At 41.9% G+C, this 23146-nt stretch carries 27 protein-coding genes; 6 read left to right on the top strand and 21 right to left on the bottom strand.

What is annotated here, in order from left to right; genetic code table 11:
* Nucleotides 1–143 precede the first annotated feature (143 nt).
* Nucleotides 144–272, top strand: coding sequence for a hypothetical protein (locus M3205_RS25540; protein ID WP_285886078.1), 129 nt, complete (start codon nt 144–146; stop codon nt 270–272).
* A gap of 15 nt (nt 273–287) precedes the next feature.
* Nucleotides 288–437, top strand: a complete 150-nt coding sequence (locus tag M3205_RS04185; protein WP_169799738.1) for a hypothetical protein — start codon at nt 288–290, stop codon at nt 435–437.
* Nucleotides 438–491: 54 nt separating this feature from the next.
* Here the strand turns inward: M3205_RS04185 and M3205_RS04180 are convergent, their stop codons facing one another.
* Nucleotides 492–800: a YodL domain-containing protein gene (locus tag M3205_RS04180; RefSeq protein WP_095244547.1), complete on the bottom strand. Its 309-nt coding sequence runs from the start codon at nt 798–800 to the stop codon at nt 492–494.
* A 293-nt stretch (nt 801–1093) separates the two neighbouring features.
* Between M3205_RS04180 and M3205_RS04175 the strand changes: the two genes are divergently transcribed.
* The gene (locus M3205_RS04175; RefSeq protein WP_251168784.1) at nt 1094–1951 is read left to right on the top strand and encodes a glycerophosphodiester phosphodiesterase; all 858 of its coding nucleotides are present in this window, start codon (nt 1094–1096) and stop codon (nt 1949–1951) included.
* 71 nt (nt 1952–2022) lie between these two features.
* On the opposite strand, the gene M3205_RS04170 is transcribed toward M3205_RS04175, so the two are convergent.
* Both M3205_RS04170 and M3205_RS04165 read right to left on the bottom strand, forming a co-directional pair.
* Nucleotides 2023–2793 carry a sporulation protein gene (locus M3205_RS04170; RefSeq protein ID WP_251168783.1) on the bottom strand — a complete coding sequence of 257 codons (771 nt, stop codon included), beginning with the start codon at nt 2791–2793 and terminating at the stop codon, nt 2023–2025.
* Between the two features lie 240 nt (nt 2794–3033).
* Nucleotides 3034–3207, bottom strand: a complete 174-nt coding sequence (locus M3205_RS04165; protein ID WP_095244549.1) for a YozD family protein — start codon at nt 3205–3207, stop codon at nt 3034–3036.
* 157 nt (nt 3208–3364) lie between these two features.
* Here M3205_RS04165 and M3205_RS04160 point away from each other — a divergent pair, with 157 nt between their 5' ends.
* Nucleotides 3365–3526 (top strand): hypothetical protein, encoded by a 162-nt coding sequence (locus M3205_RS04160; protein ID WP_179289022.1) that lies wholly within the window; start codon nt 3365–3367, stop codon nt 3524–3526.
* A 28-nt stretch (nt 3527–3554) separates the two neighbouring features.
* On the opposite strand, the gene M3205_RS04155 is transcribed toward M3205_RS04160, so the two are convergent.
* From M3205_RS04155 to M3205_RS04090, 14 genes are all read right to left on the bottom strand, one after another.
* Entirely contained in the window at nt 3555–4250 is a 696-nt protein-coding gene (locus tag M3205_RS04155; protein WP_251168830.1) for a hypothetical protein, read from the bottom strand.
* A gap of 144 nt (nt 4251–4394) precedes the next feature.
* Nucleotides 4395–4616, bottom strand: a complete 222-nt coding sequence (locus tag M3205_RS04150) for a YozE family protein (RefSeq protein ID WP_251168782.1) — start codon at nt 4614–4616, stop codon at nt 4395–4397.
* A 122-nt stretch (nt 4617–4738) separates the two neighbouring features.
* Nucleotides 4739–5032 carry a YokU family protein gene (locus M3205_RS04145; protein WP_251168781.1) on the bottom strand — a complete coding sequence of 98 codons (294 nt, stop codon included), beginning with the start codon at nt 5030–5032 and terminating at the stop codon, nt 4739–4741.
* A 10-nt stretch (nt 5033–5042) separates the two neighbouring features.
* The gene (gene kamA / locus M3205_RS04140; protein WP_251168780.1) at nt 5043–6473 is read right to left on the bottom strand and encodes a lysine 2,3-aminomutase; all 1431 of its coding nucleotides are present in this window, start codon (nt 6471–6473) and stop codon (nt 5043–5045) included.
* 154 nt (nt 6474–6627) lie between these two features.
* Nucleotides 6628–8058 carry a sigma-54 interaction domain-containing protein gene (locus M3205_RS04135; protein WP_251168779.1) on the bottom strand — a complete coding sequence of 477 codons (1431 nt, stop codon included), beginning with the start codon at nt 8056–8058 and terminating at the stop codon, nt 6628–6630.
* A gap of 87 nt (nt 8059–8145) precedes the next feature.
* Complete coding sequence (gene ablB / locus M3205_RS04130) at nt 8146–9003, bottom strand: putative beta-lysine N-acetyltransferase (protein ID WP_251168778.1); 858 nt, start codon at nt 9001–9003, stop codon at nt 8146–8148.
* Between the two features lie 68 nt (nt 9004–9071).
* Nucleotides 9072–10493, bottom strand: a complete 1422-nt coding sequence (locus M3205_RS04125) for an aldehyde dehydrogenase family protein (RefSeq protein WP_251168777.1) — start codon at nt 10491–10493, stop codon at nt 9072–9074.
* A gap of 12 nt (nt 10494–10505) precedes the next feature.
* Entirely contained in the window at nt 10506–11837 is a 1332-nt protein-coding gene (gene gabT, locus M3205_RS04120) for a 4-aminobutyrate--2-oxoglutarate transaminase (RefSeq protein ID WP_251168776.1), read from the bottom strand.
* Nucleotides 11838–11839: 2 nt separating this feature from the next.
* Entirely contained in the window at nt 11840–13117 is a 1278-nt protein-coding gene (locus tag M3205_RS04115; RefSeq protein WP_251168775.1) for a peptidase, read from the bottom strand.
* Nucleotides 13118–13156: 39 nt separating this feature from the next.
* A complete protein-coding gene (locus M3205_RS04110) occupies nt 13157–13819 on the bottom strand; it encodes a 3-oxoacid CoA-transferase subunit B (protein ID WP_251168774.1) in 663 nt (220 codons plus the stop codon).
* Nucleotides 13804–14496, bottom strand: a complete 693-nt coding sequence (locus M3205_RS04105) for a CoA transferase subunit A (protein ID WP_251168773.1) — start codon at nt 14494–14496, stop codon at nt 13804–13806. Before M3205_RS04105 ends, M3205_RS04110 begins: the two co-directional genes overlap by 16 nt.
* A 2-nt stretch (nt 14497–14498) precedes the next feature.
* The gene (locus M3205_RS04100) at nt 14499–15857 is read right to left on the bottom strand and encodes an aspartate aminotransferase family protein (RefSeq protein ID WP_251168772.1); all 1359 of its coding nucleotides are present in this window, start codon (nt 15855–15857) and stop codon (nt 14499–14501) included.
* A gap of 286 nt (nt 15858–16143) precedes the next feature.
* Entirely contained in the window at nt 16144–17610 is a 1467-nt protein-coding gene (locus tag M3205_RS04095; protein WP_251168771.1) for an NAD(P)/FAD-dependent oxidoreductase, read from the bottom strand.
* Between the two features lie 217 nt (nt 17611–17827).
* The gene (locus M3205_RS04090) at nt 17828–17995 is read right to left on the bottom strand and encodes a YjcZ family sporulation protein (protein ID WP_095244565.1); all 168 of its coding nucleotides are present in this window, start codon (nt 17993–17995) and stop codon (nt 17828–17830) included.
* Between the two features lie 187 nt (nt 17996–18182).
* Here M3205_RS04090 and M3205_RS04085 point away from each other — a divergent pair, with 187 nt between their 5' ends.
* A complete protein-coding gene (locus M3205_RS04085; protein ID WP_251168770.1) occupies nt 18183–19277 on the top strand; it encodes an SGNH/GDSL hydrolase family protein in 1095 nt (364 codons plus the stop codon).
* Between the two features lie 73 nt (nt 19278–19350).
* On the opposite strand, the gene M3205_RS04080 is transcribed toward M3205_RS04085, so the two are convergent.
* The 4 genes from M3205_RS04080 to rsgA all read right to left on the bottom strand — a co-directional run bounded on the left by M3205_RS04080 (nt 19351) and on the right by rsgA (nt 22038).
* Nucleotides 19351–19848 carry a PTS sugar transporter subunit IIA gene (locus tag M3205_RS04080; protein WP_251168769.1) on the bottom strand — a complete coding sequence of 166 codons (498 nt, stop codon included), beginning with the start codon at nt 19846–19848 and terminating at the stop codon, nt 19351–19353.
* Between the two features lie 18 nt (nt 19849–19866).
* Entirely contained in the window at nt 19867–20307 is a 441-nt protein-coding gene (gene msrB, locus M3205_RS04075) for a peptide-methionine (R)-S-oxide reductase MsrB (RefSeq protein ID WP_251168768.1), read from the bottom strand.
* Nucleotides 20307–20789 (bottom strand): peptide-methionine (S)-S-oxide reductase MsrA, encoded by a 483-nt coding sequence (gene msrA, locus M3205_RS04070; protein ID WP_285886081.1) that lies wholly within the window; start codon nt 20787–20789, stop codon nt 20307–20309. The genes msrB and msrA overlap by 1 nt, the downstream gene beginning before the upstream one ends.
* A gap of 193 nt (nt 20790–20982) precedes the next feature.
* On the bottom strand, nt 20983–22038 hold the full coding sequence (rsgA, locus tag M3205_RS04065) for a ribosome small subunit-dependent GTPase A (RefSeq protein ID WP_251168766.1): 1056 nt from the start codon (nt 22036–22038) through the stop codon (nt 20983–20985).
* Nucleotides 22039–22363: 325 nt separating this feature from the next.
* On the opposite strand from rsgA, the gene M3205_RS04060 reads away from it, so the two are divergent.
* Nucleotides 22364–23131: a DUF4397 domain-containing protein gene (locus M3205_RS04060; protein ID WP_251168765.1), complete on the top strand. Its 768-nt coding sequence runs from the start codon at nt 22364–22366 to the stop codon at nt 23129–23131.
* Nucleotides 23132–23146 lie beyond the last annotated feature (15 nt).

Genomic DNA, 23146 nt, shown 5'->3' with positions numbered 1-23146 from the left:
CTCCAAATTAATTCTGAAGCTGATGTAAATGCTTCCAAGTCAAACTATACCATATGTGACACCAGTTAGAAACAAATAAGACAGGGATGTTTTTTGCCTGTGCGGGAAAGCTAATTTTAGCTTTTCCAAAGGAGGTTGTAATCATGCCGCAAAAAGGAATGAGCAAAAAACTCAGACAGGCAGTCCAGCATGCCATTGAGACAAATCCATCTTCGAGGGCTAATACTGAGCCTAATACGTCAAAAACAGTCAAAACAAAAAGCAATCGATAACCGGAGGGACTTAATATGGGTAAAAAGCACCGCAACCGTATAAATTCACCCAAGAAAAATAATCATATTCCTGCTGAAGCCATTGTTGCAGAGCAGGAAGCACATGGCAAGGAATTCACAGCCAACAAACGCAAAAACAGTCCGGGATCTAACATAACAGAATAAACTATTTAATAAATAAGAAAACAGGAGAGCTATTATGCCCTCCTGTTTCTTTATTTATCTAATATGTATCCGGTTTACTTCTTCCCAGCCGCCCGGCTTCAGCTGATAATAAAATTGCCCTCTTCTGCCTTCATCAATATAGAGTATATCTCCTGTGGAAATAAACCGGCCATCAAAATCTCCGGGAATCCGGTCATGCACATTAAACTTGCTAAAAACTGATTCAAGGCATTCATCATGAGTCAAAGCTTCGACATTTAGACGATATACTTGCTGAAAGCCTTTTTTGCCTCTGAATTCAGGTGTTTGAAAGATGGTAACATCATATTCTCTTCTTCTGATTCTTGTTAATTCCTTCAGCATATGGCATCCCCCTCTTATTCCAGCATCCGCTATTTTTCGCTGTTTTAATACACCAAGTGACCCATCAAGTATCGATTAAGGTCCTCAAAAGCATTTTTATGACGTTTTCCTGCCAAATGCCTAAATTTCCGTGAACAATTTTTATTACTGTTTAATTAGCCATTTTTGTTGTCGTTTCCTTCATCAAAAAAATTCTATTTTTGTCGATTAACTGTTTTTTTCTCCAAGTAAACGCTTTCAAAAATATTTATTCTGCATATTATGTATAAAAATCTTATCTGGAGGTGATGAAATTGCTGGTATCGAAAAAGCCTGTCTTGCTTTCAGTCGTGATTGGAATGATATTAATGACTATATCTTATTTTTTTCAGCCTCTCATGCCGTTTAAGTCCATCGCACACAGAGGCGCATCGGCACTTGCACCCGAGAATACACTTGCATCGTTTGAAAAAGCTATAGAAATGGGCTTTGACTATATCGAGTTAGATGTAAGGCTGAGCAAGGATAAACAGCTGGTTGTTATTCATGACGCGAATGTTTTGCGAACTACCGACGGTGAGGGGCTAATTGAGGAATTAACGGTTAAAGACTTAAAAAAACTGGATGCAGGCTCATGGTTTTCTCCCGCGTATGCCGGTGAAAAAATCCCTTTATTGACTGAAGTTTTAAAACAGGCCAGTGGAAAAATAGGAATGATAATTGAGATGAAATCCCCTGAAAATCAGCCTGGCATGACAGAGATTCTCGCAGACTTATTAAACTCTTACAAATCCGAAAGCCAGATAAAAGTCCAATCTTTCCATATTAATGAAATGAAAAAATTTCACAAGTTGGCTCCCCAGATTCCTGCAGGCCTGCTGCTGAGCAAACACCTGGACTTGTTTCATTTGGCATCCTACCGCGATTTTGCCTCTTTTCTATCTGTTCACCATCTCCTCCTTTCCAAGTCCTTCATTAATCAAGCTGAACTATTCGGTTATGAGATCTATTCGTGGACAATCAGCAAACAATACCAATTTGCAGACATGCAGCGGCTTGGTGTTCATGGCATAATTTCCGATGATGAGAAGAGAATCCCGGATTCAATCATGTACGTGCTCATTACCCCCTTTTTAAAGGGACAGGATTTAATTAGAACACTTCTGGCATAACAGCCAAAGCATTCCACTGCTGCAGCCAAATAAAAAAAACGATGGGCATCACCCATCGTTTTCTTAATGAATTAATCATATTTTGCAATGACAGACTGAAGCTTTTGCTGCATATAAGGTATATCTGCATTTGTAACAGTGAAACGGACAAATGTTTCATCCATTTCTAATGCTTCTGCCAGGAATCCGCCAATCCCTCTCGCTTTACGGTCTACTTGCATCATAACCTCGGTCTCTCCGTTTGAAAGTGGAAAAAAGACCACTTCCAGTTCATCAAGTTTTCCTCTGAAAGGGCCGGTGACTGGAACAAATTCAAACTCCTGGATAAACGGAAGTCTTCTGCGAAGTCGGCGCGGAGCCTGTTCACACTCTGCTTCCCTCAAACGGAATCCCATACTTGAAACAGCGTTCAATACAGAATCCATCAGCGGAGTAGCAGCAACACGAATATAATCCTTATCTGCAGGATCCACCGCGTTTTTTATATCCAGTCCTGTCGTCATCCATATTTTCGTTTTGCCAAAAGACAAAGGTGTGTCAGCTGGAAGGTTAAAGGTAAAAGGAATTTCCTTTCGTTCATTGGCTGCCAGGGTAAAAGAATGAGCAAGCCTAAAACGGTCAATCAGACCGGAGACTGTATATTTTTTATCATCTGATTCTTTAATATAAGCAGTATTCAATGAAAGGTATATATCATTAATTTTCTGTTCGGTGCTGCCCCCTGTAATCTCAACCACGCCTCTGAGAGCTTCTCCCGGAACCGCTGAATCCTTTTCAAGTTTCGTATCCACTTTTGCTGATCCAATTCCCACACTTGCCAAAACCTTATTGAAAAATGACATATGCCTCTCTCCCTGTTTCCTTTTTTAATTTGACTGCCATATATAAATACAAAGCACTTATTCACTTAGATATACTTGCTTATTAACAACAAAGTTTCACTTTTTGTGGTGGCAGCACAGGTTTTTTTCGGAAATGCTGCGTCCCCTGCGTAAAATGGGTGTTTTGAAATATGTATGTGTAAGAAGTTCCTGCTGCTCCGCAAAAAAATGACGAGCACCTTTCCTCGCCATTTTTCTATATCAGTCATCTTCAACTTCCTCATCAATGATGCACTTTTGCAGCAGGTACTCAAACGTGATATCTGCAAGTTCATCCAATTCTCCTTCAGTAGGCACATATCCCCTTTTTGCAAGCTCATGAAAGAAAAACTCAGCAATTTCTTCTGTATCTATTACGACTTCTATTTCCTTCACAGCAACGCCCCCTTTGTACAGAATGTATGAAGTACTCCCTGGATTCATGCAGAACAAGCCATATTCTTTATTTTATTTTCAATGCATTTTTCTTCAGTCAGGACATACATATAGGATATACAACAATCCATATTATAGAAATTGAGGAGGCAGCGACATGTCCAGCATATCCAGACTAGCCCTACTAATTAAAGAAGATGTCAATCTTGAAGAAAGCTCCATAATAAATCTTTATAGCAATCTATTAAATGCCTGGTTCAAGCTTGTCATATGGTTTGGCATCCCATTTTTACTGTATCTCCTGGTCACCTGGCTCTAAAAACCGCTGGGACTTCAGTAACTTCTTTTTAGACAGTGCTCTTATCATCATTGTTGGCAATATGCTTCAGCTTTCTGAGTATAACCCGCATGATATGCTTATACTCATCATCGTGAAACATTTCATAAAGAATACGATAATCATTGTATATATCAAGCAAGCCATCAATCAGAACTTTTCTTTCTTTTATCCCATCAAGCAATTCCTTTTCTGCCTTGCGGAATGAATGTGCCGTTTCCCTTAATTCAGGAAGCTTTTCTTTTTTATTGATCATATAGAGGAGCCCCAGCTTTTGAATAAATGCATCAGCACTTTCAGCATCAGCAACGAGTGTCAGCTCTTCTTCCCCTGCTTCCAGCCATTCCCCGTCATTAATCCTTGAAAGCTCATAAATAACATCTTCCCATGCATCTTCTTTGTATCTCCAAATTTCCGTCCTGAAGCCTACGATTTTGAAAAGATCCGAACCATACCCCTTAACATGGACAAGGTCCCCAAAAAAGTATTTATATTCGATGTCAATATGCTCCTTTTCCATAATCTCACCTTCATATTCAGACAGCATTTGAAGGCTGGATTCCATATATAGACCTTCACTTTTATTGACTTCATAGACATACATATCATCTAGCCATTTTACATCTGTTACTTTTCCGACTGTACCATAAATAGTGATCACGACTGTATCACCGATTTTGTACTTGGGTTTTTTCTTTTTGCTCATTTCCTCCATCCTCTCAATGACTGAGTCGTGAGTAGTGAATACAATAGTATATGCACTTTTTATGAAAATCGTCCGTACGTTCATCACAAACAGCCATCTCAAAATAAAAAACACTCCTGTGCCGGAGTGTTTCAATGTGTTCATTCAGCTTTCGGATAGTACATACAGCTGCCAGGCTTCATCGAATATAGACATGGTCTCCAGATAGCTTCCGTTCAGTTCAAGATAAGAGCTGACCTCATCATAATCATAGGCGGTTTTTGGAAAGCTGTGGTCTTCATATGCGTCATTGGCAAAACGGCTGATGTTATCTTTTGGTGCAGGATGTCTGTATTTTATTAAAAAGTGATAGAAAGTTTTTGACATATTAACGCCTTCCTTTTTATTCTGTCGTTCAATAATTTATTTTCTACTATAATCGAATTGTGCCAAGCTCGTCTACTTATACATATCAAAAACAGCCCGCAATCTGCGGGCTGTCCCTTTGCTCACTTATCATAGGAAGAGAAATCAAAATAATTTCGCTTCAGCAACCTTGGCTGCTCCATCAATTTTTCGTAATTTATTTCTTTTCCGATCTTCTTTACATCAATTAAAAATAACTGGTCCTCAATCGACTTAACAAGCTCATCTGACTGGTAAACCATATCACAATCGCTGCAGGTAATGGAGGGTGTCTCATTTATTTGGATGGCTCTTGTTCCATCAGGGAGCTCCCAATAAACCGTTTCACTGCTTTCACTAATATTTTGGCTGTCACACCAGGCACATTTATTTCCCATTCCTGTCCTCCTATTCCTTGGCAGCTGCAGCTTCTGAACCCGCCTCTGCTGCAGGGTTCTGCTTTGTCTGCTGGGCCTTGAATTTCTTTTCCTTTAATTCATCCCTTTTGCCCCGCTTATCTTTCAACGAAATGTGCTCTGGATCGCTGTCATATTTTTCGCGGCGATCTAGCCTTGCCAAGCCTTCAGGCACCAGGTTGAACTGCTGATCATTCATTAGCGCAGCAATGCCCACATTTGATTTTTTCTCATCCATGTCAGGATAGATTTCTTTAAAGTAGCCTTCTGCACGGCCTGGAACATAGTTTTCAGGTTCAGGATACGTGGTGATTACACCTTCGAAATTGCGGAGGACCACTTTGTCTGCACTTTGTGAGATCAAATAATTCGGTTGCAGTGAAATCTTTCCGCCTCCGCCAGGCGCATCGACCACAAATGTCGGAACAGCATAGCCCGATGTATGTCCCCTTAATCCTTCAATAATTTCAAGCCCTTTCGAAACCGGAGCGCGGAAATGGCCAATGCCTTCAGAAAGATCACATTGGTAAATGTAATAAGGGCGTACCCGGATTTTAACAAGATCATGCATTAGTCTTTTCATTATTGGAACGCTGTCGTTTATGCCTGCCAAAATAACGGATTGATTCCCCACCGGCACACCGGCATTTGCCAGCATCTCACATGCTCTCTTAGAATCCTCGGTAATTTCAATGGAAGTATTAAAATGTGTATTTAGCCACACAGGATGATACTTTTTCAGGATATTGCATAAATTCTCGGTGATCCGCTGAGGAAATACAACTGGAGCTCTCGTGCCGATTCTGATGATTTCCACATGGTCGATTTCACGCAAATTTTTCAGGATATATTCGAGAATATTGTCATTGATCAAAAGTCCGTCTCCTCCGGAAATGAGAACATCTCGAACCTGAGGAGCATTCCTAATATAGCTGATCGCAGCATCCAGCTGTTTTTTCGGTACACCCATGCCGATTTGTCCGGAAAATCTTCTTCTTGTACAATAACGGCAATACATGGAACATTGATTTGTTACCAAAAATAAGACACGGTCAGGGTAGCGATGTGTTAATCCCGGAACTGGGGAGTCTTCATCCTCATGCAGCGGATCTTCAAGATCATATTTAGTTTTATAGATTTCATTTGAAATAGGGACGGATTGCATCCTCACTGGACACCGGGGATCATCTGGATTCATTAATGAAGCATAATAAGGTGTAATATTTAATGGTATGGTCTTTGCAGAAATCCTGACTCCTTCCTCTTCTTCAGGTGTAAGATTAATCACCTTTTTCAAATCATCAACAGTCCGAATAGTATTCGTCAGCTGCCAGAGCCAATCATTCCATTGTTCTTCTGTGACGTCCTTCCATAGCTCAATATCTTTCCAATGCCGATCCGGTTTATATAAAAAGTTCTTCATATCTATTCCCCCTATATGAATTTCTATATAATACACATTGCAAGTTTTGTGCCAATTTAGAATATTCCGTACTATCATATGAAATCCCAACCGTATTGGCGATTATTTGCAGCTTAAGGGATACTTTTATTTCCGTTAAACAAAAAAGTGCCGATTATTCGGCACTTTTTTTCACAACTCTGTTATTCATTTCAATATTATACTTGGCCAGTTTATATTGCAGTGTCTGACGGGGCAACTCCAATAGCTTTGCGGCTTTTTTTATATTCCCGTTTGTTTCTTGAAGAGCTTTTTCAATTAACGATTTTTCCTGCCTTTCCATACTCACCCGTAATGGCTGGACTTTTACTGAAAAATCCTGTTTATTCTTTCGAAGCTGCTGTTTCATTATAACGGGCAAATCCTCTGCTCTAAGAAAATCTCCTTCACAGACATTCATCATGTACTCGATTGTATGCTTTAATTCCCTGACGTTTCCGGGCCATGTGTATTGTTTGAAAAAAGCCAGCACATCATCCCCAATTCCTGAAACTCCTTTTTTTAACACGAGATTAAATCGCTTAATAAAATGATTTGCAAGAAATTCAATATCTTCCTTTCTCTCCCTAAGAGGAAGGAGACCAAAAGTGAGAACGTTTAAGCGGTAAAATAGGTCCTTTCTCATTTGGTTCTTCTCAAGTGCTTCCACTGGATGGATATTCATGGCAGCAATCACCCGTACATTGACCAGCGAGCTCTTCGGACTTCCTACTCTTCGGACGACGCCATCCTCAAGCACTCTAAGCAATTTAGCCTGCAGCTCAATCGGCATGGCATGTATTTCATCAAGAAAGAGTGTCCCGCCATCGGCTAATTCAAATAGCCCCGGCCGGTCTACCGCTCCTGTATAGCTTCCTTTAGCAGTCCCAAAAAGAATACTTTCAAGCAAGGACTCCGGAATCGCCGCACAGTTCTGGGCAATAAATGGGCCCTCAGTTCTTGATGAAGCATGATGAAGCCCCTGAACAAAGAGCTCCTTTCCGCACCCGCTTTCCCCAAACACCAGAATGGAAGAATCGGATTTTGCCAGTTTTGCTGCTTCACTTTTAATTTTTTTCATTTCTTTATTCATTGTGAGAAGGCTATCAAGTGTATACTGTACATTATTGACAGCCGCCGTTTTTTTGACTGGCTGTTTTATTTTTTTGCGCAAATCAAGAAGGCTTTCAGAAAGAAGCTTCAATCTGGAATAGTCCTTTGCAATCTCGACAGCTCCCGCTACCTTCCCATTTACAGTTATAGGAAGAGTGGTGTTGATGGTTTCTATTTGTGCACCATAGAGGTTTACGTAGGACTGGGTCTGATTATATATCGGTGTTTCTGTTTTCATAACTTTTAATAAAGTGCTTGTCTCTTTATTTAATGAAGGAAAGACTTTCAGAACAGGTTTTCCGATTACCTCGGAAACTTCAAGACCATCGTGTTTAGCAGCTATTTCATTATAAAAAATGGTCATTCCATTCAAGTCCACTACATGAATCCCTTCATCAATGCCTTTTAATATGGCGGTCAGAACTTCTTTAGAAATACTTTGAGTTTCAATCATTAAATCCCCCCTGCTTATGTATATGACAGGGTGCCGAAAACCTGTCAGTACTATGCCGAAAATTCAGCACTTCTTTTTGAGGGTCCGTTAATCAGAATTGGCTAAATCCCTTACCCAGACATTCATATTTTCAAGTTTATCGAAAATATAGCAGTTGTTAAGAAGACGGCCCCGATAGGAATAGCCAAGCTGATGCAAAACGGCATTCATACCGAATGACTGCGCTCTGGCGATTGAGTAGGCACAGAATACGCCCTGCGATTTTAGATCTTTTTCCAATTTTTCGAGGAGTATTTTCATTAAACCATGTTTACGGTGGGATGGGAGTGTCGCACAATCTGTCAGTTCTGCGTTTTTATAAAAAAGATTGATTTCCGCTGAAGCTGCACTGACAAGGTCATCTTCATACTGAAAAGCGTAATAAATTGTGCCCTCCTGGATTGTCTTTTTAATATATGTGGGATCATGGAGAGGTGTCGGATAAATTTTAAAAACTTCACGGTATAATTCAGCCATTTTTTCAGCATCCTGCTCTGTTATTTTTATAAGCTGATATTCAGGAGGAGGCATTATGACATCCGGGTATCTTTCAAGGGCAGTTACATTTTTAACGATGCTGTCTTCAGAGATCCAGTGCCCATTAGTTCTTCTTTCATCTGAAAAATACTTGCAGAAAAAGTATTGATCAGATCCGTGGAAATACCTGTCAATAACTGCCTCGCACTGAAATCCCAATGAAAGAAGATCTAAATAATTTTCAGCTCTTCCCCTGAAGATTAATTTATCACATTTGTGTTCTTTTGCTGTTTTCTCTGCTTCATGGACCGCACCTGCCAATTCACCTGCATAATTGTCGACCCTTAATCGTTTATTGAATGGGTCCAGGTAGAATTGGGCCGTAAAGTGTTCTTTTTTTAGTGTTTTTACTGAAGCAGTATTATTCATTGCTAAGACCCCCTTCTATTAATAAATTTGCCCGGCCAAAGGGCCAGGCATTATTCTTCCTTTTTATCTTAGTCAATTTTAAAGCTGATCAGCTTCATCTCTGTCATTTCTTCAACAGCATATTTGATTCCTTCACGTCCCATACCGCTCATTTTCACACCGCCATATGGCATGTGGTCTACACGGAAGGTCGGGAAATCGTTCACCATAACCCCGCCGACATGAAGCTCTTTTGCTGCTTTGAAGGCTTTGTTCACATCCTTGGTGAATACACCGGCCTGAAGTCCAAAATCCGAATCATTCACAAGTGCCAGTGCCTCTTCAAAGCTGGTGAATGAATTAATATGAACTACTGGTGCAAATGCTTCTTCACATGAAATTTTTTCAGATTTGTCAACATTCAGCAGGACTGTCGGATACAACGTATTATCTGTAGCATTCCCGCCAAGAGCAAGCTCCGCTCCGTTTTCTACGGCACTCTTAATCCAGGTCTCTGCGCGTTCTGTGTCACTCCTGGAAATCATCGCTGAAATATCTGTATCCTCATTAAGCGGATCGCCGATTTTCAGCTTTTTGGTTTCCTCAACAAAACGCTCGGCAAATGTCTGGTACAGAGATTCATGGACATAGATGCGCTGCACGGAAATACATACCTGACCCTGGAAGGCAAAGGCCCCGGCTGCAATACGCGGGACAATTTTCTCCACTTCTGCATTTTCATCCACAACAACTGCCGAATTGGACCCTAATTCAAGCGTTACTCTCTTCAGTCCTGCATGTTCGCGGATTTGCTTGCCTACTGCCGGGCTGCCTGTAAAAGTAATCATCGATATGCGTCCATCGGCAACAAGTACATCTCCAACGGTTCCGCCACTTCCGGTTACCACATTCAGGGCTCCTGCAGGAAGTCCTGCTCTGTGAAAAATATCAGCAACTTTGTATGCCGACATTGGCGTTTGAGATGCAGGCTTTAAAACAACAGTATTGCCGGAAGCAATAGCCGGTCCCACTTTATGCGCAACCAGGTTCATAGGAAAGTTGAATGGCGTGATAGCTCCAATAATCCCCAGAGGCTCTCGTACTGTATAGGATACCCGGCCTTCGCCTCCCGGAGCCGCATCCATTGGAATTGTTTCTCCATAAAGTCTGCGCGCTTCCTGGGCAGCGAAGGTGTATGTCATGATGGTGCGGTCAACTTCTCCTCTGGCAGCCTTTATCGGCTTTGAAGCTTCGTGTGCAATAATCTTTGCGCACTCCTCTTTTTCCTCCTTCATGATGGCGACCACATTTTCCAGTATTTCCGCCCGTTTATGGGCAGGCATATCAGCCATTATTTTTCTGCATTGTTCTGCCGCATCAATCGCTGACTCCACATCGGAAGGAGCTGCCATGGCAACTTCTGCAATAACCTCCCCGCTATAAGGGCTCTTTAATGCTTTGTAATTCTCTGTTTCCCTGAACTTTCCGCTAATCCATAAATGTTGTTTCAATGGAATTCCTCCTTATGTGCAGCATTCACCTATTACTTCTTCCAATACGGAAAATCCTTCATTGAGCTGTTCATTGGTTGTAACAAGCGGACTGAGCAAACGAATAATATTGCCATATAAGCCGGCGCTCATTACGATGAGGCCGCGCTTGTGTGCCTTCGACAGGATTTCCTGAACGATTTCTTTATTTGGTTCCTTTGTTTCCTGATCTTTAACAAATTCAATGGCACACATTGCTCCTAAAGAACGTACTTCACCCACTTGCTTATATTTTAAAGGAAAACCGGAAAATTTTTCAGTGAAAAGGCTTCCGATTTCATTTGCTCTTTCTAATAATCCTTCTTCCTCAATTGTCCGAATCACTTCTAAGGCAGCTGCACACCCTAGCGGACTGCCTCCGTAAGTTCCGCCGATTTCACCGATATTCGGTGAATCCATTATATCTGCCCTTCCAGTTACAGCACTGATCGGCAATCCTGCACCGATTGATTTAGACATGGTCATAAGATCCGGCACAACATCATAATGCTCCATGGCAAACATTTTGCCTGTCCTGCCAAATCCTGTCTGCACCTCATCAGCGATAAATAGGATTCCATGTTTTTCACAAAGCTCTTTAACACCTTTTACAAAATGGGACGACGGCATGACAAAACCGCCTTCACCCTGAACAGGTTCCATAATGATAGCAGCTATTTCTTCAGGCGGCACCTCGCTCAGAAAAAACGTTTCGAATTTTTTAAGCAGGACATTATCATGGGCTTTATCCTTCAGCCCCTCGCTGCGATAATAATAAGGATAAGGCCATTTATACGTTTCCGGTGCAAATGGCCCGAATTCATATTTATACGGTTTTACTTTACTCGTTAAACTCATGGACATATAGGTACGGCCATGAAAGCCCCTTTCAAATGATATAATTCCTTTTCTGCCTGTAAATTTCCTTGCTATTTTAACCGCATTTTCAACTGCCTCTGCTCCGGTGCTTAAAAAGAAGGTTTTTTTGCTGTGATTGCCTGGTGTAATACTGTTTAGTTTCTCTGCCAGCTTGATATAAGGCTCATACATCATGACATGGAAGCACGGGTGAAGATATTGGTCAATTTGGGCATGCAGCGCTTCAATAACCCTTGGCGGACAATGTCCAACATTCAGTGTACCAATGGCCCCCGCAAAATCAAGAAACGTATTTCCATCTATATCTGTCAGAAGTGCTCCAACCCCTTTAACAGCAAATGTCTGCATCGTGTTAAATGGCCCCTTTGGAACATTCTTCTCCTTTTTAGCCAATAATTCCTTCCCTTTTGGTCCCGGCAGCTCTGTTCTTATATTAATTGATCCCATTTTTATTTCCCCTCTCCCTGATTAATACCGCACCATTCCAGTATGGCCAGAGCAATAATTTCAGCCGCATCAAAAACTTCCCCTAAAAAAATAAATTCGTTTACATCATGGGCGGCTTCCGTTACACCTGGCCCAAAGACAACAACAGGTGTATTTCCTACTTTGGATAATATGCCTCCATCCGTTCCCCAAGGTGATGCTTCAACTGCCGGCTGTTTTCCTTTTACTGTTTCAAAGGATTCAGATAATACAGCCATTAAAAGATGATCCTGCTCCAGATCACCAGGCAGCCAACGTCCGCCAAACCATTCAACTTGAGGAGGATTCCTTTTAAGCCATTCATCATGTTGGACCGCTTCCTTCAGGCAATCCTCCAGCTCTTTTTCGGCAGATTTCATCTCTTCATCCGGGGCTACCCCCATCCTTCCCTCTATGACAGCTATATCCGGCACGGAAGATGGCCATTCTCCGCTGTATATTTTTCCTATATTAATAGGAATCGGAATCGGGATATTTGAATAAAGCGGGTCTTCAATTTTAAGGTTCCTTACCTTCTCAAGCTCCTGAAGCTTTGTTATCACATAAATGGCTTTTTCAATGGCATTGATGCCCTCATATCTGGTTCCTCCGTGTGCTGAACGTCCTTTGACTGATATCCGAAACCACATTGAGCCCTGCTGTTTTGGGAACAGTTTCATATTAGTCGGTTCAGGAATGATTGCCCCATCGGCAGAATATCCCCTGAGGACTGCTGCCAATGTTCCAGCCCCGCCGCTTTCTTCTTCTATGACACTTTGAAAAATCACATCGCCTTTAAGCTTGATTCCAAGCTCAATAATGGCTTCCATGGCAAGCAGGAGCGAAACGGTGCCGCCTTTCATATCGGTTGAACCCCTGCCAAATAGCTTTCCATCTTCAACCCTGCCGCTAAATGGATCATGTTCCCAATCATTTCGGTCTCCTTCCGGAACGACATCAATATGGCCATTGAGGATGATGGACCTTCCTCCGCCTGTTCCTTTCAAAACAGCCACCACATTGGGGTTTCCGGAAAAATCCTTTCGATCTGAACAAAAGGCAGGATGCATTATCAATTGTTCCTTGCCGATTTCCCAAATATCAAGGGTTAGTCCAAGTTTGCGGCATTTTTCTATGATGATGGCCTGTGCACTGCTTTCATTTCCGCGGATGCTGCCTTCCTGGACCAGTTGCTGGAGAAGCCTTGTTCCTCTTTGCTTATTTTCTTCCAACCATTGTTTTATCTTTGCATGAGCATTCATATTCTCACTCCTTTTTATAGACCAAGGGAAATAAATCTATCAATTAATCACTCTCACATTCTCAGCAATTGTAAAACTGCAGCCAGTCTTTGCCCTAACTTCATTTATAGAGTACGGTGTAAACAAGTCAGTCAGTGTGAGTCCATGAGATGATATTTGAAAGACAGCCATCTCTGTAATAATCATGTTTACACAGCGTGCTGATGTAAGAGGAAGGGTGCACTCGTCAACAATTTTGGGGTTCCCGTACTTGTCTGTCTGGTTCATTAGGACAATAACTTTTTTGGCTTTTTGGGCAAGCTCCATTGCACCGCCCATGCCGGGAACTTTTTTTCCCGGCACAATCCAATTGGCCAAATCTCCTTTTCCGCTTACCTCCAGGGAGCCAAGAATTGTCATATCAACCCGACCTCTGCGTATCATCCCGAATGCAATGGTGCTGTCGCAATATGAAGCACCTTTTACAATTGAGACCGGGAAACCTCCTGCATTGCAGAGATTCTCATCTTCCTTCCCTTTCTCCGGACTTGGCCCCATACCTGTAATGCCATTTTCCGCATGAAACATTACATTTGTCCCGGCAGGCAAATGATTGGGGACAAGCGATGGGATTCCAATACCGAGATTTACAATCATCCCATTCTTTATTTCCTCCGCAGCACGTTTGGCAATACGATTTCTAATCTCTACTCCCATGCCCATTTCCAATTCACCCCTTTGGATGGAACGATATAATTAACGAAAACGCCCGGTGTGATAATTTCATCCGGATCCAGGCTGCCAAGCGGGACAATCTCCTCCACTTCCGCAATTGTCATATCACCAGCCATGGCGACAAGCGGGTTTGTGTTTCTGGCACTTTTGTCAAAAACTAAGTTCCCGTAAGGATCAGCTTTTTTAGCAAAAACAATCGATATATTTGCAGTCAGTGCCGTCTCGACAAGATACTTTTTTCCGCCCATAATGCATGTTTGCTTATTGCCGGTCACTATGTCGTTATCAAGTCCAATGTCTGAAAGGATGGCAGGTATTCCGACTCCTCCAGCGCGTATTCTTTCTGCCAATATCCCCTGGGGTGAAAATTCCACTTCCATCCTCCCATCTGTCATTAGTTGGCCGGCAACGGGATTTGATCCAATATGAGAAGCAATCATTTTCTTTGCCCTTCCTTGGCTTACCACCTTCCCGATCCCAATATGGGGAAAGCCTGCATCATTTCCAATAAGTGTTAAATCTTTGTATCCATTATCCAATATGCCGTCAATAAGGGTCGGAGGAGTGCCAATTCCGCCGAAGCCGCCAAACATAATGATCATGCCGTCCCGAAAATGCTTCATTGCAACATCAAGTTCAATAATCTTATTAAATGTGTTCTCCATTGTTATTCATCCTCTCCCTCAACAGGGATCAAATGATTTTCTAAGAAAACCTGCAAAGTCTTTTCAAACCTTTTTACCAGATCATCGATTTCCCTTTTGGTAATAGTCAGCGGCGGTGCAATCAATACGGCATCCCCGTCAGTACCATTTGTGCCCGCACCAGCTGGATAAATAAGCAGACCTTGGTCCTGTGCTTCCTGTATTAGTCTCTGGGTCAAACCGAAGCTTTTTGTATACGGCTCTTTTGTCAGAGGGTCCTTTACAAATTCAAGTCCGACCATCAGCCCTTTTCCCCTTACATCACCAATAAAGGAAAATTTGGATTGCAGCTTAGTCAATTTATTACTCAAATACACACCTTTGCTCTCCACTTCAGGAATGATGTTATTTTTCTCGATGTATTCAAGCACTGCCAGCGAAACTGCACATGACTGCGGATTAGCACTCAAGGTATGACCACTCATTATGCTCTTTGACCCTGCCAATATAGGTTTCATAACCTCATCGCTTACAAGGGCAGCCGCTATCGGTGCATACCCGGCTCCCATTCCTTTTCCAAGGGCCACAATATCAGGCTTTACATTCCATTGCTCGCAGGCAAGCATTGTCCCCGTTCTGCCAAACCCAGTCATAACCTCATCAGCAATAAATAAAATGTCATACCGGTCACAAATTTCTTTGATTATCCGGTAGTAATCCTTTGGAGGGGTAATAGCACCGCCTGCAGCGCCAATGACTGGTTCTGCGATAAATGCAGCAATATTCTCTGACCCTATTCGTTTAATGACAGTTTCAAGTTCATGGGCACACAAATAACCGCATTCAGGCGCTTCAAGACTGTATGGGCACCTATAGCAATAGGGCGGATGAACGACTGGAAAATCCTCAAGCAGCGGTATGAAGCGAGCCCTTCTGCCCGTATGTCCTGACATTGATAAAGCTCCCAGGGTTATGCCATGATAGCTCATCCATCTTGAGAGCACCTTTGTTTTTGTCATAATACCTTTTTCCTGCCAGTACTGAATCGCTATTTTCATAGCTGTTTCAGTTGCCTCAGACCCGCTGTTCACAAAAAAGCTCCAATTCAAATCACCAATCGCAGCCTCCGCTATTTTATGGGCAAGCTTTTCAGCTGCCCCGCTCGTAAATTGCGATCGATACACAAAAGAGACTTTCTTAGCCTGTTCATGCATTGCCTCAATGATTTCCGCCACACCATGGCCAATATTAGCTGTTATCGCACCGGATGATGCATCCAGGTATTTCTTTCCGTCCGTATCATATAGATAAACTCCCCTTCCATAATCTATGATGGGGTACTGTGCATCAAGCATCGGCTTAATTAAACTCGATTGGTTCATCAGCGTACTCCCTCCAACTATAATTGCGAAATTTGCCTGCGGCTAATCATTATCCGCCGATGGCTCATGACCTTTCACAGCAAATCTTCAATTCTACAAGGCAGATATTCTCTACCAAATGGCAATATAGTAAATTGTATGAAGTCACTTAAGAAATCTTTCATAAAAGAATTTTGCAGAGTGATCTATTTTTGCCGAAAAAAAAACAGCCGCTGGATAGCGGCTGCCCAAGAATCATTTTCCTCATTCTGTTCAATCCATATTATACTTCCAAACCTTTGTACTTTTATACCAATGCAGGTTCTCTTTCTGGTGCATGACTTGTCTTTTTGATAATATCCCTTGCAATCCAAACACCGCAGGCACCTGCTTGTGCAAGTCCCCTCGTAATTCCTGCTCCATCCCCGCCAACATAAAGCCCGCTGATTTCCGTTTCGAAACGGTCATTCAATTTCGGACGTGCAGAGTAGAATTTTGCCTCCACACCATAGAATAAAGTGTGTTCTGATGCAAGACCAGGAGATACATGATTTAAAGCCTCTGTCATTTCAATCAGGCTTTTCATTGTATTATATGGAAGGACAAGGCCCAGATCGCCAGGCACCGCTTCCTTTAAAGTTGGCTCAAGGAACCCTTCCTTAATCCTCTTTTCGGTAGATCTTCTGCCTTTTAATATATCTCCATACTTTTGAACAATGATTCCGCCGTTTGATAGGCTGTTGGCAAGCCTGGAAATCTCATGAGCATATTCATTCGGCTTATCAAACGGTTCTGAAAATGTATGGGATACAAGCAGAGCAAAGTTGGTATTAGTGCTTCCCAGCTTAGGGTCTTTGTAAGCATGGCCATTTGCAAGCATGATTCCTGAGTGGTTTTCCACTACAACATGCCCGGAAGGATTGCTGCAGAATGTCCGAACTCTTGTACCGACAGAGGTATTAAATGTGAACTTTCCTTCGTAAAGATGTTTATTAATCTCTTCCATAACAATATCCGAAGTTTCAACCCGCACTCCAATATCGACCTGGTTATTGATCATTTTCAGGCGGCGAGACTTGAGGAGGTTTGCCAACCAGACTGATCCATCTCTCCCTGGAGCCACAACTACCTTCTCCGCATGTACTTCATTTCCGGACTTAAGCTTGACTCCCATAATCCGATGGCCATCAGGGGTTCTTTCTGTTATAAGATCTTCAACCTCTGTCTTATAGGACATATCAATTTTTTTACGCAGATATTCATAAATGCTCTTTAGGATTTCAAGATTCTGCTCGGTGCCCAAATGTCTGACTTGCGCACGAAGCAGTTTAAGTCCTGCTGCATACCCGCGGCGCTCGATATCCCTCACTTCATCTGTCATTGGGTCTGTAATGCTTTCAGTCGCGCCATGCTTCAAATTGATTTCGTCTACATATTTTATCAAATCAACAACCTGGGAGTCAGGAAGATAATCGGTCATCCAGCCGCCAAACTCACTAGTTATATTGAATTTTCCATCTGAATAAGCCCCTGCTCCGCCAAATCCATTCGTGATAGAGCAAGCCGGCAGGCAGCCAGCAAATTCTTTTCTTCCTGCTGCCGGCGGGCATTTCGAAATCTTTTTCTGTAAAATCGGACAATTTCTTTTATAAATATCGTGCCCTTTATCAATTAATAAAATTTTTGCTCCAGGCATTTTCAATGTTAATTCATAACAAGTAAATATTCCAGCCGGTCCAGCACCGACCACAATCACATCATAATTCGCATTCATCGCCCTATTCCCCCAGACGCATTATTCGTTAATATCACTAACCATAGGTAACTATATCAAATTCAGAGGATGCGGTCAATATTTTTACGAACTATTATTTAGTTATATCAAAAAATGTTCGGTTTTTATAAAATTCATGTAAAATTCCGTTAATAACACCCTGCCCAATAAATAAAAGGCTGCTCATTACGAGCAGCCTTCACAAGATCCAATTATATTACCAATTTCCGCAGCAGCATGCTCCGATAATAATCAATAGAATGAACAATACGACGATCAATGCAAAACCGCCATATCCTCCTCCATAATGAGCACCAGCAACAGGATAGCCATATCCTGGATAACATTGGTCGTAGCCAGCACCGGCAACTGCACCTTTATACATCATTAATCACTCCTCAACAAGATTTCTTGGGCATTTTCAATATTAATGTATGTACGGTGAACTTGACCCGCATGTGCATATGCCTATTTTTTTCAAAAAACTCTCTAACTCCATTTTAAAACCTTCCCCCTTTGTCATTAATGGGGTACGATAAACGTAAGAGAAAAGAAGCGAGGGATTCAAACCAATGAAGAGAAGGAAGATTGGCATATATTTTATTATCATCACTTTTATATATGGTTTGTATCATTTATTTGATAGCCTTTCTAAAGTTGAAGGGGCAAATCCAACAAACGTGTATCAAAAACTGTCGTCAAAAGAGAATATCAATTACCTGATTATCGGGGACAGCATTGGCAGGGGGTCAGGTGCAACATCCAAATCATCAGCATGGTTTACAAGGCTTGAGAAGCAACTGCATAGTGAATTTGGGAGTAAAGCCAAAAGGCATTCCATCGTCCAAAGTGGGGCCACTGCCTTTGAAGGTTTATATAAACTTCAGAAATCCGAGCATTTAGGGAAAATCGATTTAACTTTTATCGTATTTGGGGAGAATGACCGCAAATATATGGATGAAAAGCAATTTTCTTATTTCTACGAAGGGCTTATCCGGAAAACAAAACAGCTATACCCTGACACAGAGATCATAACCATTACAGAAAATCCGCTGGATAACGAAGAGTTTGTTCAGGCGATTTCTTTTATTTCTAACCATTATGGCGCTAAAAACGTGGATATGAGAAACCCTTTTGAACTATCCGGATTACCAGCAGAGGAACTGACAAAAGATTTGGTCCATCCAAATGATCACGGATATAAAATCTATGCAGATACCTTAATAAAGAAAATAAGAGAGTTAGCCAGCAGTCAGGCAGAAATTGCTGAGCTTTCTGCTCCCATTCATGAAAATGCGGACATAGAAATAGCAGCCATCCCTCATGTTACAGATATATCTGGCTCATTTATTCACAAAAACGGCATTTGGGAGAGCCGCAAGGCGGGTGACAGTCTTGAATATCAGTTTAGCGGCACTTTCCTTGGGGTCGATATGATTCGCAGCGAAAAAGGCGGGAAGATGAATGTTTTCATTGATGATGTCTATATTACATCCTTATCTGCCTGGTGGCCGCTGACTAAAGGAAGATATCAATATATTGTCAGCGGTCTCGAAGACCGTCAGCATTTAGTGAAATTTATTGTGACAAATGAAAAATCAGTGAATAACAGTTCAGATGATGCCGTTATTCAAATATCCTCCATCCTCACCAGGGCAGAACAGTGAAGAATAAAAACAGAAGAAGAATGATAAAAACAGCTCGAAAAAAGCCGCGAATAATATCAGCGGCTTTTTCTCATTATTTCGCAGTAACTGTCAGTACTGTTGAAGTGCCTCTAGTAACAGCTCCTGCTGCATTTTTCTCAAGAGAAGCGACCTGGTCGCCATTAGTAATTATCATAGGTGTTATTGTGCTCTTTGCTTTTTCTTTAACCAGCTCTAAATCAAATGTGACAAGCTTATCACCTTCACTGACCTTTGAACCCTCAGAAATATGTGTCTCGAATCCTTCCCCTTTCATGGAGACCGTTTCAAGGCCAATATGGATCAAAATCTCGGCACCATTCTCAGCACGAATGCCAATAGCATGCTTGGTAGGGAACACTTGAACTACTTCACCATTTACCGGGGAAACAACCACCCCTTCCGAAGGCTCAATTGCAATTCCGTCCCCCATCATTCTTTCTGCAAATACTGGATCAGGTACCTCTTCTAAATTAACTGCCGTACCTGTCAAAGCAGCCTTAATCTCAATTGCTTTGACCGTTTCCTTTTTACCAAATAATTTCTTGAACATAAAAACACCATCCATTTCTTAATTTTCGTTATTAAATAATTTCAGATATTCACCATAGCCTTCTTCCTCCAGTTTTTCCTTAGGAATAAACTTGAGTGCAGCAGAATTAATGCAATAACGGAGCCCAGCAGGTCCCGGCCCATCATCAAAAACATGGCCAAGATGGGAATCAGCTGTTTTACTTCTCACTTCCGTTCTGACCATAAAGTGGGTGCGGTCTTCTTTTTCCTCAATTTCCTGATCCTCTATGGGCTTAGTGAAGCTGGGCCAGCCGCACCCTGCATCATATTTATCTTTTGAGCTGAAGAGAGCCTTGCCGGATACGATATCGACATAAATTCCATCTTTAAATTCATTCCAATATTCGTTCCGGAACGGCGGCTCTGTGCCATTATTCTGAGTTACTTCATATTGCATGGGATCGAGTTTCTGCTTTAATTCTTCCCTGTTTTTTGCCATTATTTTTCACCCCAGTGGTTGTTTATAAATGCCTTTCTTCCAGAGCCGGTCTGATAGGCATCGTATCTTTCCGGGTTCTTTTTGTAATAATGCTGATGATAATCTTCTGCGGGATAAAAGTCGGAAGCAGGCAAAATCTTTGTAACAATCGGTTTTCTAAATGGACCGGTTTCTTCAAGCTTTTGTTTTGATTGTTCTGCAGATTGCTTTTGTTTTTCATTGTGATAGAAAATCGCAGTCTGATAGGATTGCCCGCGATCGTAGAACTGCCCGCCTTCATCTGTTGGGTCAATCTGCTGCCAATATAATTCAAGCAGCGTTTCATATGGGAAGACCTCAGGATCATATGTGATTTGAACCGCTTCGTAATGGCCAGTTGTTTCCGAACAGACTTGCTGGTATGTCGGATTTTTCACATGACCTCCGGTATATCCGGACACTACTTCTTTAATTCCAGGCTGTTCATCGAAAGGCTTTACCATGCACCAGAAGCAGCCTCCTGCAAAGGTTGCCTTTTCGTATTGTTTTTCTGTCACTCTGCTCCACCTCTTTCCGGCACTTTTCTATCTTTTACTTTTCCCCTTAAAAAGATGATTTAAAGCTATATACATAAGATTAATGAAAAGAATGAATATATGCAAAAGAAACCTCTTCGCAGAAGAGGTTTCTGAATACTTAGATTCTTTTATTCTTTGCTCCGGCACTTAGTTTTTTCCAGCGTTTACGTTCTTCTGCTTGTGCCCGTTTATTCTGCTTTCTATCCAAATAGGCGAGTTCTTTGAGAAGCTTTTTATAGCTGTTAAGACGTGCCGCTGATATGCTTCCTTCTTCTATTAGCCTGAGTACAGCACATCCAGGCTCGTTATCATGTGTACAATCCCTGAATCTGCAATCGTGAGCTGCTTGCTCAATGTCTGTGAAGCTCTCTGAAAGTCCACTTTCGCTTTCCCACAGCTGAAGCTCTCTCATTCCTGGATTATCAATCAGGATAGCACCATCAGGAAGAAGGATGAGTTCCCTGTGAGTAGTTGTATGCTTACCTTTGTCATCACTTCTAATCTCCTGGACCCTTTGTTTGTCCGCGCCAAGAAGATAATTGGTAAGTGTGGACTTTCCAACACCTGAAGAGCCGAACAATGCGATTGTTTCTCCAGGCTCCAAAAACGGCTTAAGCAGTTCAATTCCCTTCTCTTCCATCACGCTGATAGAGATAACAGGAACACCCATGGCAACGGTCTCCACCTCAGCAAGCTTTTTCTCCGGATTCTCACAAAGGTCAGCCTTGGTAAGAACAATCACAGGAGCTGCTCCGCTTTCCCATGTTAAAAGCAAATAACGTTCCAATCTTCTTAAGTTTAGATCCTCATTAAGTGAATTAACCAGAAATATGGTGTCTACATTAGCAGCTACAATTTGTTCTTCCGTATTCACCCCTGCTGCCTTCCTTGAAAACTTGCTTTTTCGGGGAAGGACAGCATGAATAGTTCCCCGTTTTTCATCCGCTCTTTCCTTGATGACAACCCAGTCACCTACGGCAGGAAAATCCTCCCTTGATGATGCATCAAAAGAAAATTTCCCTGATACTTCACAGAGCATTTCACCCTTATCTGTCCAAATACGATACATTCTTTTATGCTCTAAAGCCACCCGGCCCATTTGATATTCTTTTTCGTCATACGCTGAAAAAGCTTCTTTAAAAAAGTGATCGAATCCAAGTCTATTAATTGTCAATGCTTGTTCCTCCATGCTTACCGAATATTTTTACATACAAAAAACCATAGGCAATCAGCCCATGGTTTGATCATGCAAAGTTCAATAAGCAGAAAAAAACAATCTGGTCCGCTCGATTAAACGAATTCCATTAGGGCTGTGCCTGAATTATTTACACTGAACGTATTGGCATAAAGTTCTCTTCTCATAGCACATCACCCGCTTTCGTTTATTTGTTTATATTATATGGAATATTGCACCAGAAGTAAAGCCCTTTATATTCCTCAGGTGGCATTCAGCCGTGGAGAAGCATATGGTATTAAAGCAGATTTTAGGAGGGGGAATTATGCCTACTGAGAGAAATCAGCAGTGGTATTTACAAAGAGCGGCAAAATATGATCGTCTGGCTCAGTACTTTAAATACATTGATGCTGCACAGCATATTGCTTATTATCATAAACATCTGCATTGCCTAAATCAGGCTTGTCAATTAATGCGTACAAATAACACGGCGCCTTTTGCGGATACCCAACAGGGACACCAGGCAAGAGTAAGGATTTTCCATGGTTCCCCTGATGCTGGTCCAATTGATATCTATATAAACGGCACGAGAATTTTAAAGGACTTCTCATATAAAGGTGTAAGCAGTTATGCAACACTTCCTGCCGGATCTCATCAGATAGACATTTATCCGGCCGGCATGGTCTCCGCACTTGTAAGCAGACCATTCATTACTGAAGCAGGTAAGGTGTATACAATTGCAGCTGTGGGGATTGAAGCAAACTTTAAGCTTGCCCTATTAGAAGATCATCCTGAAGTGTCTCCTGGGGAAACCAAAGTCAGATTTGTCCACCTGTCACACGATTCACCAGCAGTTGATATTGCCGTAAAAAACCGGGATGTGGTTTTCCCAAATATCGCATTCAGCCAGGCAAGCAAGTACATCGCTTTAACCCCAATGACTGTTGACTTAGAAGCCAGGATTGCCGGAACTCAAAATGCGGTGCTGTCCTTCCCCCGAATGCAATTTAAAACAGACCAGGCATACACTTTGCTGGCAGTAGGTTTCGTTGCCAAAGAGCCTGAACTCGAAGCAATTATCATTGCAGACTAATCCTTTCATGCTTAT

It is taken from the genome of Cytobacillus firmus (assembly GCF_023715565.1).
Lineage (GTDB): Bacteria > Bacillota > Bacilli > Bacillales > Cytobacillaceae > Cytobacillus > Cytobacillus firmus_C.
The sequence above is the reverse complement of the archived record's forward strand: the minus strand, read 5'-3'. Positions and strand labels throughout refer to the sequence as shown.

Bases quoted from the DNA above. Each gene is read 5' to 3' on its own strand.
- M3205_RS04145 (WP_251168781.1), bottom strand. From the start codon at position 5,032: ATGGGAAATAAATGTGCCTGGTGTGACAGCCAAAATATTAGTGAAAGC.
- M3205_RS04100 (WP_251168772.1), bottom strand. From the start codon at position 15,857: ATGAACCAATCGAGTTTAATTAAGCCGATGCTTGATGCACAGTACCCC.
- M3205_RS04185 (WP_169799738.1), top strand. From the start codon at position 288: ATGGGTAAAAAGCACCGCAACCGTATAAATTCACCCAAGAAAAATAAT.
- M3205_RS04085 (WP_251168770.1), top strand. From the start codon at position 18,183: ATGAAGAGAAGGAAGATTGGCATATATTTTATTATCATCACTTTTATA.
- M3205_RS04110 (WP_251168774.1), bottom strand. From the start codon at position 13,819: ATGGGCATGGGAGTAGAGATTAGAAATCGTATTGCCAAACGTGCTGCG.
- kamA (WP_251168780.1), bottom strand. From the start codon at position 6,473: ATGAAGAACTTTTTATATAAACCGGATCGGCATTGGAAAGATATTGAG.
- M3205_RS25540 (WP_285886078.1), top strand. From the start codon at position 144: ATGCCGCAAAAAGGAATGAGCAAAAAACTCAGACAGGCAGTCCAGCAT.
- M3205_RS04160 (WP_179289022.1), top strand. From the start codon at position 3,365: ATGTCCAGCATATCCAGACTAGCCCTACTAATTAAAGAAGATGTCAAT.
- gabT (WP_251168776.1), bottom strand. From the start codon at position 11,837: ATGGGATCAATTAATATAAGAACAGAGCTGCCGGGACCAAAAGGGAAG.
- msrA (WP_285886081.1), bottom strand. From the start codon at position 20,789: ATGGTAAAGCCTTTCGATGAACAGCCTGGAATTAAAGAAGTAGTGTCC.
- M3205_RS04170 (WP_251168783.1), bottom strand. From the start codon at position 2,793: ATGTCATTTTTCAATAAGGTTTTGGCAAGTGTGGGAATTGGATCAGCA.
- M3205_RS04090 (WP_095244565.1), bottom strand. From the start codon at position 17,995: ATGTATAAAGGTGCAGTTGCCGGTGCTGGCTACGACCAATGTTATCCA.
- M3205_RS04080 (WP_251168769.1), bottom strand. From the start codon at position 19,848: ATGTTCAAGAAATTATTTGGTAAAAAGGAAACGGTCAAAGCAATTGAG.
- M3205_RS04155 (WP_251168830.1), bottom strand. From the start codon at position 4,250: ATGAGCAAAAAGAAAAAACCCAAGTACAAAATCGGTGATACAGTCGTG.
- M3205_RS04180 (WP_095244547.1), bottom strand. From the start codon at position 800: ATGCTGAAGGAATTAACAAGAATCAGAAGAAGAGAATATGATGTTACC.
- M3205_RS04060 (WP_251168765.1), top strand. From the start codon at position 22,364: ATGCCTACTGAGAGAAATCAGCAGTGGTATTTACAAAGAGCGGCAAAA.
- M3205_RS04135 (WP_251168779.1), bottom strand. From the start codon at position 8,058: ATGATTGAAACTCAAAGTATTTCTAAAGAAGTTCTGACCGCCATATTA.
- msrB (WP_251168768.1), bottom strand. From the start codon at position 20,307: ATGGCAAAAAACAGGGAAGAATTAAAGCAGAAACTCGATCCCATGCAA.
- ablB (WP_251168778.1), bottom strand. From the start codon at position 9,003: ATGAATAATACTGCTTCAGTAAAAACACTAAAAAAAGAACACTTTACG.
- M3205_RS04095 (WP_251168771.1), bottom strand. From the start codon at position 17,610: ATGAATGCGAATTATGATGTGATTGTGGTCGGTGCTGGACCGGCTGGA.
- M3205_RS04150 (WP_251168782.1), bottom strand. From the start codon at position 4,616: ATGTCAAAAACTTTCTATCACTTTTTAATAAAATACAGACATCCTGCA.
- M3205_RS04115 (WP_251168775.1), bottom strand. From the start codon at position 13,117: ATGAATGCTCATGCAAAGATAAAACAATGGTTGGAAGAAAATAAGCAA.
- M3205_RS04105 (WP_251168773.1), bottom strand. From the start codon at position 14,496: ATGGAGAACACATTTAATAAGATTATTGAACTTGATGTTGCAATGAAG.